Raw genomic sequence first — 16,563 nt, 5'->3', positions numbered from 1 at the left:
ACCCGGCGCGAAAGCTAGAACGTGTTCTAGTTCTGGGATCCGCCGGGCCCGGGGCGGGCGAATCCGGCCGTCCGGTTCACACCTGTCAGGGTTGCCCGACCAGGTTCGACACCTCGCCGAGTGGCGCGCCGTCGCTGCGGGCCTGCCCGCTGGCGTTCTGCCACGATACGGCGGCCGGGTAGTTGCCCCACGTGCTGTTGAACATCCCCACGATGGCAGCGCGGCCGTCCGGCGTGACGATGTACACCGGCCCCCCGGAATCGCCCTTCTGGCTGACCACGCCGTTGGCCATGGTGAACCAGCCGTTGTTGACGGCCTCGACGGTGCCACAGGTCTCCCCGGTCACCACCCCGAAGTGGCAGACGGGGGCCCCAGGCGTCGGCACCACCGCCGGATCCTCCACGAGCATCCGGCCACCCGGCAGGATGTTGTTCACCACGACGTCGCCGGCCAGCTGGATGGTCTCCCAGTCGGAGATCATGTGATTGGTATCGACGGTGGCCCCGTCGGGCGTGTTGTCCCGGAACGAACCCATGTGCCCGATGAAATTGCCGTCCCGGTCGTTCACCGGTCCGCCGCCGCGACAATGCCCCGCGGTGAACCCGACCCGGCTCGCCGGGTCCACGAAGCCCAGAGTGCACAGGTTGGTGCCCTGCCGGATCTCCATCCCGGGATACACCAGCGAACCTGCCGCCGCGGCCGTCGGAACCGGAAATACCAGCAGCCCTGCCACCGGCACCCCCGCCATCGCCCGCATCGCCCCACCAAGCCAACTGTTCACGGCCGGCCTCCCTCGTTTTCGGACGTGGTGAAAGTCACCCTACCGACTTCAATATCGGTCGGACGGCAACTTCGTTACCGGGGGTACCCGTATCCATCGGCCGAAAACGACGACGGCCCGGACCACGAAGGTCCGGGCCGTGCATCTGTTCTAGGTCAGGGAATCGTCAGAACCTGGCCCGGGTGAATCAGGTCAGGGTTGGCGATGCCGCTGGCATCGGCGATCTGCTGGTACTTGTTGCCGTCCCCGTAGAACCGCTCGGCGATCGCCCAGAGGGTGTCACCGGAGACCACGGTGTAGGTCCGTGGCTCGGGGGCGGGCGGGGGTGGCGGCGGCGCGGCCGGCTCAGGCGCGGCAACCGGCTCCTCGACGGCGGCCGGGGCAACCTCGACCTCGGGAGCGGCGGCCTCGGGGGCCGGTGGCGGCGGCTCGGAGGTCTCGGTCTTGGACGACCACGCGGGCCCGTCCGCGGCGTACAGCACCAGGTTGCGGTCATCCTGGAGAACGAGCTTGACGTCCTTCTTGCCCTTGGTGTCGGTGTGCCACACCGGCTTCTCCGAGGTGTACAGGACGAAGTTGCCGTCGGTCTGCACCTCCGCCCGCTGCACATCCTGGCCGTTGGTGGAAGTCGACCAGACCGCTTGGCCGCGTGCCTCCAACACGAGGTTGCCGTCATCCTGCAACGTCAGCGTGTACGCGCCGTTGTTGGAGGTGAGCGAACCACCCTTCTCCAGCTTCTGTCCTTCGGTCAGTGTGTCTCCCACGCATTGCCCCTTTCTGAACCGTGATCCGGATTGTGCACCCGGCTCTGTCGACCTTACTGACTTGAAGTTTGCTTTGGTGCCATTCGGCTCGGCCCGAATTCAAACGTCACACAAACTCTGGGAAACACTGGGAATTTCGACGCCGCGAGGCCCCGATCGCCTACTCACGGCGTGTCGCGATTCGGGGCCCGGAGGGCATTCCTCCGGTAGGACGGCCCGGGCGGCGCGAATCGTAGGTCGCGTCAATTCCTGTGCCGGCCAATGAATCTGCCGAAAGACGGGTCTGCGGAGACCGTGCTACCCGACCGGTTGGGCTTCTGACACCTCGGCGGGCTGCCAGCCCGGCGGGCCGAAGATGTAGCCGAGCCGGTCACGCAGCCGGCCGGCCCGTCGCACGTCACGGGCGATCGCCACGTATTCGTGGGTCTGCAGCTTCCAGATGTTGAACGTGTTCACCGGCTTGGTCAGCCCGTAGTGCGGCCGGAACACCTCCGGCTGGAATGTGCCGAACATCCGATCCCAGATGATGAGGATGCCCCCGTAGTTGCGGTCCAGGTACAGCTGGTCGCGTCCGTGGTGCACGCGGTGATGCGACGGCGTGTTGAAGATGAATTCGATTGGCCGCCACAATTTTCCGACCCGCTCGGTATGCACCCAGAATTGATAGACGAGGTTCACCGAGAAGCTGGCGAACACCAGCCACGGCGGGACGCCGAGCAGCGGCAACGGAATCCAGGCCAGAATCTCACCGCTGTTGTTCCACTTCTGCCGCAGTGCGGTGGCGAAGTTGTAGTACTCGCTGGAGTGATGGGCCTGATGCGTCGCCCAGATCAACCGCACCCGGTGGGCCATCCGGTGGTAGGCGTAGAACAGCAGATCCACCCCGACGATCGCGATCACCCACGTGTACCACCGGTTTCCGGGCAGGTGCCATGGCGCCAGGTAGGCATAGATGCCTGCATAACCCAACAGCGCGAGAAGCTTCCATCCGCCGGTGGTGAGGATGGACACCAACCCCATCGAGATGCTCGCCCACGCGTCGCGGGAGTTGAACGCACCGGCGGGCGCCCGTTCGGATTCGATGTGCTCCAGGCGCCGAGCCGCAACCCATTCCACGGTCAGCAAGACCAGGAAGAACGGGATCGCGAAGAACACCGGGTCCCGCATCGGCGGAGGCAGGAAGTCCAGAACGGACCTGATCATGTCCATGTAAATGTCTCTGTCTCAGCGGATTCGTCTCACCGGAAATTGAGTATCTGGCTTCCCCAGGCCGCGTGCAGATGGCGGTCCAGGTCGGCGACGGCCTTGTCCTGCTTGTCGATCACCAGGGCGGCCCGGTCCTCGCGGCGGTACGGCCGCCACACCGGTTCTCCGAGGGCACCCGAGGGTTGCCCCGTGGCGGCGAAGTTGACCCATCGGCGACGCACCCGCTGCGACACCGCACGTCCGTGCTTGAGCCCGCCCAGCTTGAACGTCGGATCCTTTGATCCGGCGACGAGATTGCCCCACACGTAAGGCAACTCGGTGGCGTGGGCGGCGCCGAGCCGCAGCAGGCGCAGCATCGGAGTGGTGAAGTCGAAGCGGTACAGATGCACCGGAGCGACAGCGCTGTGCCCCTCGGCGAACCACAGTGTCGGCATGCGGAATCCGATGTCGCGCGCCATGCCCAATCCGATCGCCTTGGGGCGGAGACCCGCGTAGGCGGAGGTGATCTGGGATTCGGTCGGCAGCTGCAGACCGGGTTGTTCGGCCGCGATCGCGGCGAACATGGACCGCAACGCGCCGGGGGTGATCGGCATCAGTGGCGACTTCATCCAGCGGAAAACCGTGGCTTCGTGCTCGTTGGTTCCGATGATCAGCGGCACCGGGTGGGTCCGCCCCTCCCTTGCCGCCGTCACCGGATAGTCCGGGACAACATCGCCGTCGACGACGGGGGCGAACGCCAGCAGGCCGGGCGTCTGGGTGGGAACCGCGTCGAACACCTCCTTGGCCGCGGCCAGGATGCTGGGCACCGGTGCACCGGTCAGTTGCCCGACGTCGTCACCTTCGATGCCGAGGCGCTTGAGGAACTGGGCGGCCACGGCCCGGGACCGCTCGACGTCGTAGACCGATGTCGCAGGGGAGCTCTGCGCGATCGCAGCGCTGAACAGCCCTTCGGCGGCCGGGCTGGCCAGCAGGGTGGTGACGATCCCGCCGCCGGCCGACTCACCGAACAGGGTCACCCGTTGCGGGTCGCCACCGAACGCGGCGATGTTGTCGTGTACCCAATGCAATGCGGACAGCACGTCACGCAGTCCGAGGTTGGTGTCGAACCGCAGTCCCTTCGCGCCGGGACGCCCGTTGAACTGGGACAGGTCGAGGAAACCGAACGGGCCGAGCCGGTAGTTGACCGTGACGACCACGGCATCACCCTCGGCGGCCAGGACCGCCCCGTTGTAGAGCGGCTGACTTCCCGAGCCCAGGACATAGGCACCGCCGTGGACCCACACCATGACCGGTTTGCCGTCGCCGGCCTCGGTTCCGCTCGGCGCCCAGACGTTGAGCACCAGGCTGTCTTCACCCTGGCGTCCGCCGAGGTCGAGCGGGAGCCTCGGATCGGTGATCTGCGGGCACACCGGCCCCGGTACGGTCGCGTCAGCGATCTCCTGCCGGCGCGCGGGCGGTTGCGGTGACCGCCAGCGCAACTCACCGACCGGTGCCTCCGCGTAGCGAATACCCAGCCACTGATTCACGGTTCCGTCGTCGCTCCCGCGAACCGGGCCGTACCCGGTGTCGACGACCGGACCGCCGGGGGCCGTCACGAGTCGGCCCGCTCGTCGGCACCCGGGAAACCCCTGGTGCAAGCGCGTGTCGGATCGGTCATGCGGGCTCCTCGGTGAATCTGGGCGAACTCCCCCACGGTACTCACCCGCTACGCGGGGCCGGAAAATATTCGCGCTGGTTGCAAACCTCGGCCCGGCGGTGCGGCGGTCGTAGCGTCTGCCGCCATGACCGTCACCGAGATCGATCCAGCCACCACTCCCGCTCTGCTGGGCACGGCGGAACAGGCCCTGGCCGCCGCCACGGCGCTGGCAGGCGAACTCGCCGCCGGCAGCGCCGAGCGTGAGCGTTCCGGAGCCTCCCTGTTGCCCCAACTGCGACAGGTTGCCGAGTCGGGCCTGTTGGGCGTCGTGGTTCCGGCCGAGCACGGCGGACCGGGGCTGTCGGCGGCCGTCAAGGTCGAGGTGCTGCGCCGGTTGTCCCGCGGCGACAGTGCGATCGGCCAGCTGCTGCTGTCGCATTTCGTCATCGGACAAGCGATTTCAGGCCTCGGGCACCAGCAGCCGGCGCCGCGCATCTACGCGGACATCCTGGCCGGTGCGCAGTTGGGCAATGCCACCGCCGAACGCGGCACCGCGACCGCCCTTGACCGGCGCACGACCGTCACCCCGAAGGCTGACGGGACGTGGGTGCTCAACGGCACCAAGTACTACGCGACGGGTGCCCTCGGTGCGACGTGGATCGCGGTGGCCGCCGTCATCGCCGGCCGCGACGGCGAGACCGCCACGGTGTTCATCCGGCCGGATCAGGACGGTGTGACCCTCGATCTGGACCAGTGGTCGGCGTTCGGACAGCGCGGCACCGTCAGCGGCGAGGTGCGACTGGCCGACGTCGTGGTCGCCGGGGAACTGGTGATCGAGGAGGGCGCCGCGCCGGATCCGGTCGACGGGCCGCCCAGTGTGCTCGGCGCCTACGACCAGGCCCTGCACGCCGCGGTAGACATCGGCATCGCCCGCGCCGCGCTCGAGGACGGCGCCGAGTTCGTGGGTACCCGGTCACGGCCGTGGAAGGAGGCGGTGCTGGCCGGGGTGACCCGCGCCGACGAGGAGCCCCACGTGGTGCGCCGGTTCGGTGAGCTGACCGCGCGGTTGTACGCACTGGAGGCCCTGCTGGCCCACGGCACCGCGGTGGTCGACGAGGGACTGGCCGAGGCCGAACTGTCGCGGGACACTGCGGCGCGCGCGTCGCTGCAAGTTGCCGCCGCCAAGGCGCTCGCACAGGAGTACGCGGTCGAAATCGCCAGTGCCATCTTCGAATTGACCGGCACCTCGGGTACCGACTCGGCGGCAAATCTCGACCGGCACTGGCGCAATGTGCGCACCCATTCGCTGCATGATCCGGCCCGCTGGAAGTACGTCCACCTGGGCAACCACACGCTGCACGGCACCCGCCCGCCGCGGCTGGGCCTGGTGCTCTGAGCCGCCCCGCGACAACCGCGACGCCGCACCGACCTGAGCTCGGCTAGGTTTGTCGGGTGCGGACCTGGGCGTTGTTGATCGCGGCCGTCGCCACGGAGGTCAGTGCCACATTGTCGCTGCGCGCTTCCCAGGACCATGCGGGATGGCTGGTGCTGGTGGTGTCCGGCTATCTGGCCGCGTTCGTGTTGCTGACCCTGGTGCTGCGAGCCGGCATGCCCGTCGGCGTCGCGTACGGCATCTGGGGTGCGCTGGGTACCGCGGCGACGGCCGTGCTGGCCGCGGTGCTGTTCGGGGACCCGTTCACCTGGCCGATCGTGGCCGGCATCGGTTTGATCATCGGGGGCGTGCTGCTGGTCGAACTCGGATCGCATCCGCCTCGGGCCGAATCATGATGTGGCTGGCGCTGACCGGGGCGATCCTGGTCGAGGTGTTCGCCACGCTGGCGCTGCGGGCATCGGACGGATTCCGCCGCAAGGTCTGGGTCGTACCGGTCGTCGCCGGGTACGTGATGTCGTTCTATCTGCTGTGGCTGGCCCTGTCGTTGGGCGTGCCGGTGGGGATCGCCTACGGCATCTGGACCGCGTGCGGGGTCGCTCTTGTCGCGGTCATCGCCAAGTTCCTGTTCAAGGACCCGCTGACCCCGGTGATGATGCTCGGCATCGCGTTAATCGTGTCGGGTGTGTTCACGATCGAACTCGCGGGCGTCGGCCCCGCCCACTGAATCGGGTACCGGCGCCGGCCTTCGCGGGAGCACCCCGGCCAGCAGCGCGGCCACCACCCCGGCCACCGGTACGGCCAGCAGACCGGCCCGCAATCCGGCCGCATCGGCGACGAGCCCGACCAGCAGCGGCGCCCCGAAGAAGCCGACCCGCATGAGCCAGGTGACCACGGTCAGACCGGTGCCGGGTCGCAGGCCGGGCAGCTGATCGGCGCCGTGCATGGCGGCGGGCACCAGCGTGGCCACCCCCAGTCCCGCGAGCGCGAACCCGGCGATCGTGGTGGCGATGCTCGGGAAGGCCAGTGCGGCCCCCATCCCGGCGGCCGCGATCAAGCCACCCGCCCGCGCCACCGTGGCCTCGCCGAACCGGTCGACCAGCCGGTCGCCGAGCAGGCGGCCGATGAACATGAACCCGACCAGGGCGATGTAACCGGAGACCGCAAGCGCCGGCGGCGTGTGCAGGGAGTCGCGCAGGTACAGCGTGGCCCACGAGCTTCCGGCGTCCTCGACGGTGGCACCCGCGATGGCAATCAGCACCAGGGCCAGCAGGATCAGGTACGCCCGCGGCCCGGCCCTGGTCCCCGCCGCCGAAGCGTGTGCGGCCGGGTGGTCGTCATGGTCGGGGCCGGGCAGCAGGTAGCGGTAGGCGACAACGGCCACCGCGCTCAGCAGCACTCCGACCACCGAAAGCTGGATTCCGCGCGGTATTCCGAGCGCGATCGCACCGGCACCGATGAGCCCGCCGAGGATCGCCCCGGCGGCCCAGACCGCGTGCAAGGAGTTGATGATGGAGCGCCCGTGTCTGCGTTGCAGCCGCAGCCCGTGTGCGTTCTGCGCGACGTCGACCACCGAATCGCTCGCCCCGGCCAGAAACAGCGCCGCGGCAAGCATCAGCGGTGTGCCCGCGCCGCCGGCAGCGATGACGAAGGCGGAAAGGGCCACGGTGCCGATCACCGCGACCCGCGCGCTGTGGAACCGTCGAATCAGCGTCGCCGCAGTCAATCCCGCGACGAGTGCCCCGCCGGAGAACGAGGCGACGGCCGCGCCGTACACCGCGTTGCTCAGGTGCAGGTCGGTTTTGATCTCCGGATAGCGAGGCAGCAGATTGGCGAAGATCGCTCCGTTGGTCAGGAACAGCGCTCCCACGGCGATCCGGGCCCGGCGCAGCGCGGCGGTGCCGCGTTGTTCTGAGACCGGTCTGGATGCCACTGAGGCGACACTACTGGGCCGCCGGGAAAGCTAGCCGACCGCCGACACCAACCGCTCGCTGACCTGCCACAGATCGGCGGCCAGGGCCGGATCGTACGAATCGCGCGAGGAGCGGATCCGGCGAGTTCCCTCGAAGTACTCCCCCGTGGCGCCGTCGAGGGCGGGATCGTCGACCAGCGCGGCGAGATTGGCTCCGGAACGTCTGGTGCTGTTCACATTGGGCAAGATCCGCAGTACCGGCATGACCAGGCGCCAGGCCAGCCGCTGAACCCTCCCGTAGTCCCTGGCCAGCCCCGAACCCGGCATCAGGCCCGGATCGAATGCGTTGACCGTGACTCCGCGGGCCCCGTGCCCCAGCCGCCGGTCCAACTCGTAGGTGAAGAGCATGTTGCAGAGTTTGGAAGCGGTGTAGCGACGCCGGCCCTCTTCGCCGGTCAGGCCGTCCGCCGGCGGACGCAGTAGTTCATCTGCTGAATTGTATTGCGGCGCAGGCATACCCGTGAACTTGTCCGGATCGTGGGTGCCGCTGCTGACCACGACGATTCGGGCCGGGGCCGTCAGGGCACCGAGCACCTGCTGCACCAGGGCGAAATGACCGAGGTGGTTGACACCGAACGTCATCTCATGGCCGTCCGCCGTCGTCGCCGCACCCGAGACCACCTGCAGCCCGGCATTGCACACCAGCGCGGTCAACGGCGGAACGTCCAGATCCGGCAATCTGCCGGCGAAGTCACGCACCGACCGCAGCGAGGCCAGGTCGAGTTCAGCGACCGTGGTGCGTCCGGGACGGTCGAGCCGAGCCGCCGCGTCGTCCCCACGCCGGGTGTCGCGCACTGCCAGCACCACATGCCAGCCCGGATCCGATTCCAGTAGTGCACGGGCACATTCGAATCCGAGCCCCGTGTTCGCGCCGGTGATGATCGCGGTCTTGCCGGTCACTTTTCCTCCAGGAGTATCGGGATGAGGGCGGTGACGGCCTGCCACAGCCGCAGGTACATGCGCGCCACGTCGGTACTGTCGGGCTCGAGGTGTCCGGCGAAGAACACGCCGTCGGACTGCGCCACGGCGAATGCCGTGAGTTCGGCGACCACCCGCTCCGCACGGCGTGGCGGCAGGTCCGCGGGCAGTTGGCCGCGCACCGCGGCCGAGAAGCGCGAGATGGCCGTGTCCCGCACCCGGCGCACCACCGCTGTCACCGTGGGGTCGTCGCCGCGTTCCAGGGACAGCAGGTAGAGAATGCGGAGAAACTCGGGGCGCTGCGACTGCTGGTCGGCCAGGACCGCCAGCTGGTCGTCGATGCTCCCGCCGCTCGGGATGGCCGCGAAGAACCGCTCGGCTCCGCGTTCCATCACGGCCGCGAGGACTCCGTCCTTGGACCCGAAATGCCAGTAGATCGAGCTGGCCGGCAGGCCGCAGGCCTTGCGGATGTCGCTGATCGAGGTGGCGGCGTAACCGCGCGTGGCCATCAGTCGCTCGGTGGCGTCGAGGATCTGTTCGCGAGAATCCGCGCCCTGCTGTTGTCGTCTCGTGGCCGCAACGGTCATCTGAACCCACCTCTGTAAGGATCGTTACAGACAGGCTAACAGCGCTCGCGGACACTTCGCCAGTGGCACGCTGGACCGGTGACGATCCACAGCGAGGCCACCGCCGGCGATCTGATCGGGCTCTTCCCGCCGGGAACGCAGCAGGACGCCGACGGCACGCTGATGGTCGGCGGCTGCCGGCTGGATGCCATCGCCGATCAGTTCGGCACCCCGGCGATCGTGGTGGACGAGGGTGCGTTGCGGCAGCGGGCCGCCGACTACCTCGCGGCCTTCCGCGGCCGCTGGCCGCGCAGCGATGTCGCATTCGCGTCGAAGTCCTTCCCGTGCACCGCGGTCCAGCGGGTGATGGTGTCCGAAGGGCTGCACCTCGACGTCGCGGGCGGCGGCGAGATCCTGTCGGCGATCAAGGCCGGCGCCGACCCGGCCCGGCTGGTGCTGCACGGCAACGCCAAGACCGACGAAGAGCTCACGCTGGCTGTCGAGCACGGTGTGGGCCTGGTAGTGGTCGACAACTTCGACGACATCGACCGGCTGGAGCGGATCGTGCCCGCCGGCCACCGGCAACCGTGTCTGGTCCGGGTGATCCCCGGCGTCGAGGCTGCCACGCACGCCTCGCAGGCCACCGGCCATGCGGGGTCCAAGTTCGGCTTGATGCCCGCGGATGCCCGGGCGGCAATCGCCCGGATCGAGACCAGCGCTCGGTTACGCCTGGACGGTGTGCACACCCACGTCGGATCGCAGCTGCTCAATGTCGAGCAGCTGGCCGCAGCGGTGGAACCGATCGCCGCGCTGGGCACATTCGAGGTCTATGACCTCGGCGGCGGACTCGGGGTGCGCTACACCTACGGCGAGCACCCGCCCAGCCTGGACGACTACGCCGAGGCGATGGTGACCCAGGCCCGCGAGCTGTTGCCGCACGACAGCCGGATCATCGTCGAGCCCGGTCGCAGCATGGTGGCGACCAGCGCCTGCACGCTGTACCGCGTCACCACCGTCAAACGTGGGGTGATCACCCATGTGGCGGTGGACGGCGGGATGGGCGACAACCTGGAGGTGTCGCTGACCGGCCAGCGGTTCGAGGCCACCATCGCCGACCGCGTCGGCGGCGGCGAGACGGTCAGCGTCGTCGGCAGGCATTGCGAGTCCGGAGATCAGCTCATCGACGCCGTCGCGCTGCGCGAACCGAAGGTCGGCGACCTGCTGGCGGTGCCGGTCACCGGGGCGTACTGCTACACCATGTCGAATCAGTACAACGGCGCCCGTCGGGTTCCGGTTGTGTTCGCGCACAACGGAACTGCCCGGCTGGCGGTGCGCCGCGACACCTGGGAGGACCTGCTGTCCCGCGATGTCGACTGACACGATCGCGTTCTTGGCACCAAGATTGGCAACATGACCGCTTCGTCACCGGCCCTGCTGGAGTTGGCCCGCCGCTACGGCGTGGCCGCCGAGTTCGACGACTGGACCGGCCGGCGCACCGACGTCCCGGAGTCCACGCTGGTGGCCGTGCTGGAGGCGCTCGGCGTGCCGGCGGGAACGGAAGCCGACCGCATCAATTCTCTGGCCGCCCACGACCGCCGGTACTGGCAACGCGCTCTGCCGCCCACCGTGTTGGGCCGGGCGGCGGTGGCGTCGACCTTCTGGGTGCACGTCACCCACGGGGATCCGGTCGACCTGACGCTGTTCCTCGAGGACGGCACCGAACGCAGCGGTCTGCGACAGCTTGAGAACAACCGGCCGCCGTACGACCTCGGGGACCGGTTGGTCGGCGAAGCCACGTTCGAACTCCCTGCGGACCTGCCGCTGGGCTATCACCGGCTGCGGTTGCGGGTCGGAGAGCATTTCATCGAGACCCCCGTGGTGATCTCCCCCGCCACGCTGGAACTGCCCGCCCGGCTGGGCCGGCGGCGATCCTGGGGCCTGGCCGTCCAGCTGTACAGCATTCGCTCGAAAAACTCCTGGGGCACAGGCGATCTCACGGATCTGACCGATCTCGCGGTGTGGTCGGCGGCCGAGCACGGCGCCGGGTTCATCCTGGTCAACCCCCTGCATGCGGCTGCTCCCACCGCACCGATGGAGCCCTCGCCGTACCTGCCCACCTCCCGGCGCTTCGGCAGTCCGCTCTATCTGCGGGTGGAAGCCATCCCGGAGTTCGCCTCGGTCCGGCACCGCGGCCGCATCCGGGCGCTGCGCACCGCGCTCAACAGGCGGGCCGACCGTCACCCGACCATCGACCGCGACGCGGCCTGGCAGGCCAAACGCAGCGCGCTGGAACAGGTGTACCGGGTTGAACGCTCGGCGGGCCGGGAAGTGGCGTACGCCGCCTATCGGGCCCGACAGGGCCGCAGCCTCGAGGATTTCGCGATCTGGTGCGCGCTGGCCGAACAGTACGGCGCCGACTGGCACGGCTGGCCCCACGCGCTGCAGCATCCGGCGAACCCGGAGGTGGCCGCATTCGCGGCGGCCGACCCACTGGCCGTCGACTTCCACCGATGGGTGCAGTGGCTGCTCGACGAACAGCTCACCGCGGCCCAGGCCACCGCGGTGCAGGCGGGGATGGAGCTGGGCGTCATGAGCGACCTCGCCGTCGGCGTCGATCCCGACGGTGCCGACGCCTGGGCCCTGCAGGATGTGCTGGCTCTGGGGGTCACGGCGGGCGCACCGCCGGATGAGTTCAATCAACTCGGGCAGGACTGGTCGCAGCCGCCGTGGCGACCGGACCGCCTCGCCGAGCAGGCCTACGAACCGTTCCGGGCAGTGGTCAACATGGCGCTGCGGCATTCCGGCGGGGTCCGCATCGACCACATCATCGGCATGTTCAGGCTGTGGTGGATCCCGAAGGGTGCCGCACCGACCGAAGGCACCTATGTGCGCTACGACCACGACGCGATGATCGGCATCATCGCGCTCGAGGCGCATCGCGCGGGCGCCCTCGTGGTCGGCGAGGACCTGGGCACGGTCGAACCATGGGTGCGTGACTACCTGCGCGAGCGGGGCCTGTTCGGCACCTCGATCCTGTGGTTCGAGGCCGACGAGTCCGGCGGGCCCCTCCCCGCCGAACGCTGGCGCGAGTACTGCCTGTCGTCGGTGACCACGCACGATCTGCCGCCGACACCCGGATACCTGGCCGGCGAGCACGTGCGATTACGGGAACAGCTGGGGTTGCTGACCCGGCCGGCCGATGAGGAGCTGGCGGCCGACCGCACCGCGCAGGCGGCGTGGTTCGACGAGCTGCGCCGGGCCGGCTGCTCGGACCCGATCCGGATACCGATCAGATCGTGTCGGCGCTCTACCGCTATCTCGGCCGCACTCCCTCCAAACTGCTGGCGCTGTCACTGGCCGACGCGGTCGGCGAGGTACGCACTCAGAATCAGCCCGGAACCACCGACGAATACCCGAACTGGCGGATCCCGCTGGCGGGTCCCGACGGCCGGCGAATTCTGCTCGAGGAGGTGTTCGCGGATCCGCGGGCGGCGGCGTTGTGCGACGTGATGGCGTCGATCACCGCCCGCCCGGGCCGCGACCGGATGTAACGCGCGGGGCGTCTGCTCCGGTTTCACATTCGTCACAGCTGCGATATGTTCGCAAACGCACCCGACTGACGGAGTTCACGTGAAGAAGCTTGTTGTGCTCGGCGGCGGTCTGCTCGCCGCCGGTTCGATCGCCCTGTTGGCCTCAGGCACCGCCACCTCACAGCCGACCGCGGCCTCGATCAACGTCGTCGGCGAGCCCTACATGAAGGCGCTGGCGATCCTGAAGAGCCAGGGCGTCAAGGCCACCTTCGGCGGCTCCTTCGGCAGCGCCCTCCCACAGGCGGAGTGCCTGGTCGATTCCCAGAAGGTCAACTCCAGCGGCAAGATGATCCTGATGCTGGACTGCAGCGAGGCCGCGGCCGAGCAGGGTGCCAATGCGGCCGTCCCTGGCGGCCCCAGGGTGGGCAGCAACGGTGTGACGACGGTGACGCCGACGCCGGTGGTCCCGATCGCAGGAGCCCCGGGCGCGGGCACCCCGCCGCCGGCCTGATGCGAGCCCGGGTTCGCCCAGACGGGTAACCCGGTACCGCTGTTCCCACTTAAATCCGTACACTGCTGAGAGTCCACTCATCCCAGGGAGGCTCTCGATGTTGCGTCCGTTGCGGTTCGACAATGAGATCGATCCGGGCCCGGTACAGATCCAGGCCCGCAAAGTGCACTTCGATCTCGACGGCATACCGTTGCACTGGATCCCCGGCCACCCCGTGGCCGCGACGATGGTCAACCTGTTCAACGTGGTGCTGCCGATGGCCGAACACTGGTTCGTCGCGACGTTCAACGAAGCACTGCCCTACGTGCGCGATCCCAAGCTCGCCGATGACATGCGCGGCTTCATCGGCCAGGAGGCCACCCACGCCGAGACCCATGATCAGGTGCTCGACGAGTTCCTGACCGCCCATGGCGTGGACTACCAGCCCTTGATGGCCATGGTCGAGCACGTGTTCACCAAGATGCTGGGCCCGACCGAGTCCACCGACCCGCGCCGCCGGCTGTCCAACCTGTGCGACCGGCTGTGGCTCATCGCGGCCATCGAGCACTACACGGCGGTACTGGGCGACTTCGTGCTGAACTGCACGTGGGAGGACTTCGACGCCGACCCGACGATGACGGACCTGTTCCGCTGGCACGGCAGCGAGGAGGTCGAGCACCGCAGTGTCGCCCACGACGTCGCGATCTACTTCCAGGACAGCTACTTCAGCCGGGTACGGGCCATGTCGATCGCCGCGACGGCCGTCTACATGTTCTTCCAGCGCGGCTGCTGGGCCATGGTCAAGAGTGATCCGACCCTCGACATCAGCTGGTGGCGGATGAACCGGTTGCGGATGCGCGATTCCAAGCTGGGGCTGCTGCCGAAGTTCTCGCGGATGTTCGGCTCCAACACCCTGGCCTATTGCAGGCCCGGCTTCTCCCCCGAGGAGATGGGTTCGACGGCCCAGGCCGTCGCCTACCTGGCGAGCTCCCCTGCGGCGCGGGCTGCCCACCTGTGAGGGCTGCGATGATGTCGCCTCTACTGTCCCGCTACCGCCAGTTACCACCGAGTGCGTCGGGGCGGTTCCGGCACGATCCCATGCTCGGTTTGGCCGAGGTGTCCATCGCCACCATGTGGGGTGTGAACCGCTTGCTGCGGCGGCCCTCGCTTCCGCCCGAGCTCGACCGCACGATCACCTTGACCGTGACGGATCGGCAGGTGGTGGCCCACGATCAGGACGTCATCGCACTGACCCTGGCCGCCGCTGACGGCGGGACGCTGCCACCGTGGTATCCGGGTGCGCACATCGACCTGCACCTGGCCAGCGGCCGGGTGAGGCAGTACTCATTGTGCGGAGATCCCAGCGTGGCCGACCGTTATCGAATTGCGGTGCGGCGCATCCCCGATGGCGGCGGCGGTTCCCTGGAGGTGCACGACAGCCTGCAGGTCGGCAGCCGGGTGAGCACGCACGGCCCGCGCAATGCGTTCGCCCTCACGGTGCCCGGCTACGGGTCGCCCACCCAGCGGTTCCGCTTCATCGCAGGCGGAATCGGCATCACCCCGATCCTGCCGATGGTCGGGTTGGCGGCGCGGTTGGGCGTCGACTGGTCGATGGTCTACGCCGGGCGCAGCCGCGACAGCCTGCCGTTCCTGGATGAGCTCGCGCGGTTCGGCGACCGCATCCAGATCCGCACTGACGATGTCGACGGCCTGCCCACTGCCGAGGATCTTCTCGGCGAATGCCCCGACGGCACCACGGTCTACGCCTGCGGTCCGGCCCCGATGCTGACCGGAATCCGGTCCGCGCTCACCGGCCGTGACGACGTGGAGCTGCATTTCGAAAGGTTCGCGGCGCCACCGGTTGTCGACGGTGCCGAGTTCTCGGTGACCATCGCCTCCACCGGCGCCTCGGTGACCGTCGGAGCCGACGAGACCCTGCTCGCCGCATTGGGCCGGGCCGGCGTGAACGCCCCGTACTCGTGCCAGCAAGGTTTCTGCGGCACCTGCCGGATCAAGGTGACCGACGGGACTGTGCAGCACCGCGATACGTTGTTGACCGACCCGGAGCGTGACGCGGGTTATCTGCTCACCTGCGTGTCACGGGCCGAGGCCGGAGACCGGCTGACGCTCGACCTCTGAGCCCTCACCCGGTCTCCGGGTCACCTTCTCCGTAGCCGGCCAGTTCGGGTGCGGCCATCAGCTGGTCCAACAGCGGACGCTGCCCGTTCAGCAGCTTGGTGCGCGCCACTGCCACCGAAACCCACGCGACACGGTCGATTTCGGGGAATTCGACGAACCGTCCTGACCCTTTGGGCAGCTCCACACTGAAGGTGTTGCTCACGGCCGTCGCGGGATCGAAGTCCCCGCGCACCGCGTAGGCCGTCACCACCTTGCCTCCCGCCTGTCGCACCGGGTCGAGATCGATCCGCGGGCCGGTGGGCGGCGGTGCGCCGAGTTCCTCGGTGAACTCGCGTTGCGCCGCCGACCACGAGTCCTCCCCGTCGGTGTACTCCCCCTTCGGCACCGACCACGCCCCGGTGTCCTTACGGGCCCAGAACGGCCCGCCCGGGTGGGCGATCAGCACCTCCACATCGGTTCCGGCGAAGCGGTACAACAGGACACCGGCGCTCAGCTTTGCCACGGCTTGCACGCTACGCGAGGGCCCGGGCGCGACAACGCGGGTGATCCAGGACACTTTGCTGGATCCTCGTAACTCCGATCACTTCACCGTCGGCACCACGAACCCGCCCGCGGCAGCCGCCCGCCGGTTCCCGAGTGTGACGCAGCCCTCTGCATACCTTTTCGTGCAGCCGGAATTTTATTTGTGAACTGCCGGTTAACTCTTGTGTAACACCTATACGAACAAGCTACGGCGCCAACCGGCATCCCCTACCGGTGCGCCGTACGCGGCATAACAGAACAAGAAAGAAGGCACCAAAGATGATGAGAATCGGATTTGCCACAGCATTGGTTGGCGCGGCAGCCGCAGCGGTGATCGGCCTGGCCGCACCCGCCCAAGCCGCTCCGACCGGACCGGGCAACGCCCAACAGACCATCAGTGAACTGCAGGCCCAGGGCTACAAGGTGGTCGTCAACCACGTCGGCTCCACCCCGCTGGACAAGGCGTCGGTGGTGGCGGTACGACCGGGGCAGACCTTCACCCGGACAGATTCCGGTAACCCGGGCGACAGCTTGCAGACCAACGTCGTCAACAAGACGGTTTACGTGGACGTGAAGTAAGCCCAAACTTCTCGAAACATCAAGGAGGGGCGCCCTTTTCGGGCGCCCCTTCGACGTGTCTGGGTGCTGG

At 68.4% G+C, this 16,563-nt stretch carries 16 protein-coding genes and 1 pseudogene; 9 read left to right on the top strand and 8 right to left on the bottom strand.

Annotation, left to right across the window (positions count from 1 at the left end; all coding sequences use genetic code 11):
* Window positions 1-85: 85 nt before the first annotated feature.
* The 4 genes from ACNQVK_RS18940 to ACNQVK_RS18925 form a co-directional block, all read right to left on the bottom strand.
* Entirely contained in the window at window positions 86-748 is a 663-nt protein-coding gene (locus tag ACNQVK_RS18940; RefSeq protein ID WP_418034217.1) for a hypothetical protein, read from the bottom strand.
* Window positions 749-936: 188 nt separating this feature from the next.
* Window positions 937-1,545 (bottom strand): LysM peptidoglycan-binding domain-containing protein, encoded by a 609-nt coding sequence (locus tag ACNQVK_RS18935; protein WP_409549651.1) that lies wholly within the window; start codon window positions 1,543-1,545, stop codon window positions 937-939.
* 297 nt (window positions 1,546-1,842) lie between these two features.
* A complete protein-coding gene (locus tag ACNQVK_RS18930) occupies window positions 1,843-2,754 on the bottom strand; it encodes a sterol desaturase family protein (protein WP_418030719.1) in 912 nt (303 codons plus the stop codon).
* Window positions 2,755-2,783: 29 nt separating this feature from the next.
* The gene (locus ACNQVK_RS18925; RefSeq protein ID WP_418030718.1) at window positions 2,784-4,346 is read right to left on the bottom strand and encodes a carboxylesterase/lipase family protein; all 1,563 of its coding nucleotides are present in this window, start codon (window positions 4,344-4,346) and stop codon (window positions 2,784-2,786) included.
* 186 nt (window positions 4,347-4,532) lie between these two features.
* Between ACNQVK_RS18925 and ACNQVK_RS18920 the strand changes: the two genes are divergently transcribed.
* The 3 genes from ACNQVK_RS18920 to ACNQVK_RS18910 are packed head-to-tail and all read left to right on the top strand — an operon-like array spanning window position 4,533 to window position 6,504.
* A complete protein-coding gene (locus tag ACNQVK_RS18920; protein WP_418030717.1) occupies window positions 4,533-5,783 on the top strand; it encodes an acyl-CoA dehydrogenase family protein in 1,251 nt (416 codons plus the stop codon).
* Window positions 5,784-5,839: 56 nt separating this feature from the next.
* The gene (locus ACNQVK_RS18915) at window positions 5,840-6,175 is read left to right on the top strand and encodes a DMT family transporter (RefSeq protein WP_044518839.1); all 336 of its coding nucleotides are present in this window, start codon (window positions 5,840-5,842) and stop codon (window positions 6,173-6,175) included.
* Complete coding sequence (locus ACNQVK_RS18910) at window positions 6,175-6,504, top strand: DMT family transporter (RefSeq protein ID WP_418034216.1); 330 nt, start codon at window positions 6,175-6,177, stop codon at window positions 6,502-6,504. The genes ACNQVK_RS18915 and ACNQVK_RS18910 overlap by 1 nt, the downstream gene beginning before the upstream one ends.
* On the opposite strand, the gene ACNQVK_RS18905 is transcribed toward ACNQVK_RS18910, so the two are convergent.
* From ACNQVK_RS18905 to ACNQVK_RS18895, 3 genes are read right to left on the bottom strand one after another with little or no spacing between them, the layout of a single operon-like run.
* Window positions 6,448-7,710 carry an MFS transporter gene (locus ACNQVK_RS18905; protein WP_418030716.1) on the bottom strand — a complete coding sequence of 421 codons (1,263 nt, stop codon included), beginning with the start codon at window positions 7,708-7,710 and terminating at the stop codon, window positions 6,448-6,450. The genes ACNQVK_RS18910 and ACNQVK_RS18905 overlap by 57 nt on opposite strands.
* A gap of 30 nt (window positions 7,711-7,740) precedes the next feature.
* Complete coding sequence (locus tag ACNQVK_RS18900; RefSeq protein WP_418030715.1) at window positions 7,741-8,649, bottom strand: SDR family NAD(P)-dependent oxidoreductase; 909 nt, start codon at window positions 8,647-8,649, stop codon at window positions 7,741-7,743.
* On the bottom strand, window positions 8,646-9,254 hold the full coding sequence (locus ACNQVK_RS18895) for a TetR/AcrR family transcriptional regulator (protein WP_418030714.1): 609 nt from the start codon (window positions 9,252-9,254) through the stop codon (window positions 8,646-8,648). The genes ACNQVK_RS18900 and ACNQVK_RS18895 overlap by 4 nt, the downstream gene beginning before the upstream one ends.
* 78 nt (window positions 9,255-9,332) lie before the next feature.
* Here ACNQVK_RS18895 and lysA point away from each other — a divergent pair, with 78 nt between their 5' ends.
* The 5 genes and pseudogenes from lysA (at window position 9,333) to ACNQVK_RS18870 (ending at window position 15,392) form a co-directional block, all read left to right on the top strand.
* Window positions 9,333-10,610 carry a diaminopimelate decarboxylase gene (lysA, locus tag ACNQVK_RS18890; protein ID WP_418030713.1) on the top strand — a complete coding sequence of 426 codons (1,278 nt, stop codon included), beginning with the start codon at window positions 9,333-9,335 and terminating at the stop codon, window positions 10,608-10,610.
* 33 nt (window positions 10,611-10,643) lie between these two features.
* Window positions 10,644-12,784, top strand: a pseudogene (malQ, locus tag ACNQVK_RS18885) (4-alpha-glucanotransferase).
* Window positions 12,785-12,863: 79 nt separating this feature from the next.
* Window positions 12,864-13,274 (top strand): hypothetical protein, encoded by a 411-nt coding sequence (locus tag ACNQVK_RS18880; RefSeq protein ID WP_418030712.1) that lies wholly within the window; start codon window positions 12,864-12,866, stop codon window positions 13,272-13,274.
* Window positions 13,275-13,371: 97 nt separating this feature from the next.
* On the top strand, window positions 13,372-14,271 hold the full coding sequence (locus ACNQVK_RS18875; protein WP_418030711.1) for a metal-dependent hydrolase: 900 nt from the start codon (window positions 13,372-13,374) through the stop codon (window positions 14,269-14,271).
* An 11-nt stretch (window positions 14,272-14,282) separates the two neighbouring features.
* Window positions 14,283-15,392: a PDR/VanB family oxidoreductase gene (locus tag ACNQVK_RS18870; RefSeq protein ID WP_418030710.1), complete on the top strand. Its 1,110-nt coding sequence runs from the start codon at window positions 14,283-14,285 to the stop codon at window positions 15,390-15,392.
* A gap of 4 nt (window positions 15,393-15,396) precedes the next feature.
* Here ACNQVK_RS18870 and ACNQVK_RS18865 read toward each other — a convergent pair whose 3' ends face one another.
* A complete protein-coding gene (locus ACNQVK_RS18865; protein WP_418030709.1) occupies window positions 15,397-15,894 on the bottom strand; it encodes an NUDIX domain-containing protein in 498 nt (165 codons plus the stop codon).
* A gap of 299 nt (window positions 15,895-16,193) precedes the next feature.
* Here ACNQVK_RS18865 and ACNQVK_RS18860 point away from each other — a divergent pair, with 299 nt between their 5' ends.
* The gene (locus tag ACNQVK_RS18860) at window positions 16,194-16,493 is read left to right on the top strand and encodes a hypothetical protein (RefSeq protein WP_418030708.1); all 300 of its coding nucleotides are present in this window, start codon (window positions 16,194-16,196) and stop codon (window positions 16,491-16,493) included.
* The last annotated feature ends 70 nt before the right edge of the window (window positions 16,494-16,563 follow it).

Origin of the sequence: Mycobacterium sp. 134 (assembly GCF_048282715.1) — a bacterium.
Classification (GTDB): Bacteria; Actinomycetota; Actinomycetes; order Mycobacteriales; family Mycobacteriaceae; genus Mycobacterium; species Mycobacterium septicum.
This window is presented reverse-complemented; position numbering and strand designations above follow the sequence as displayed.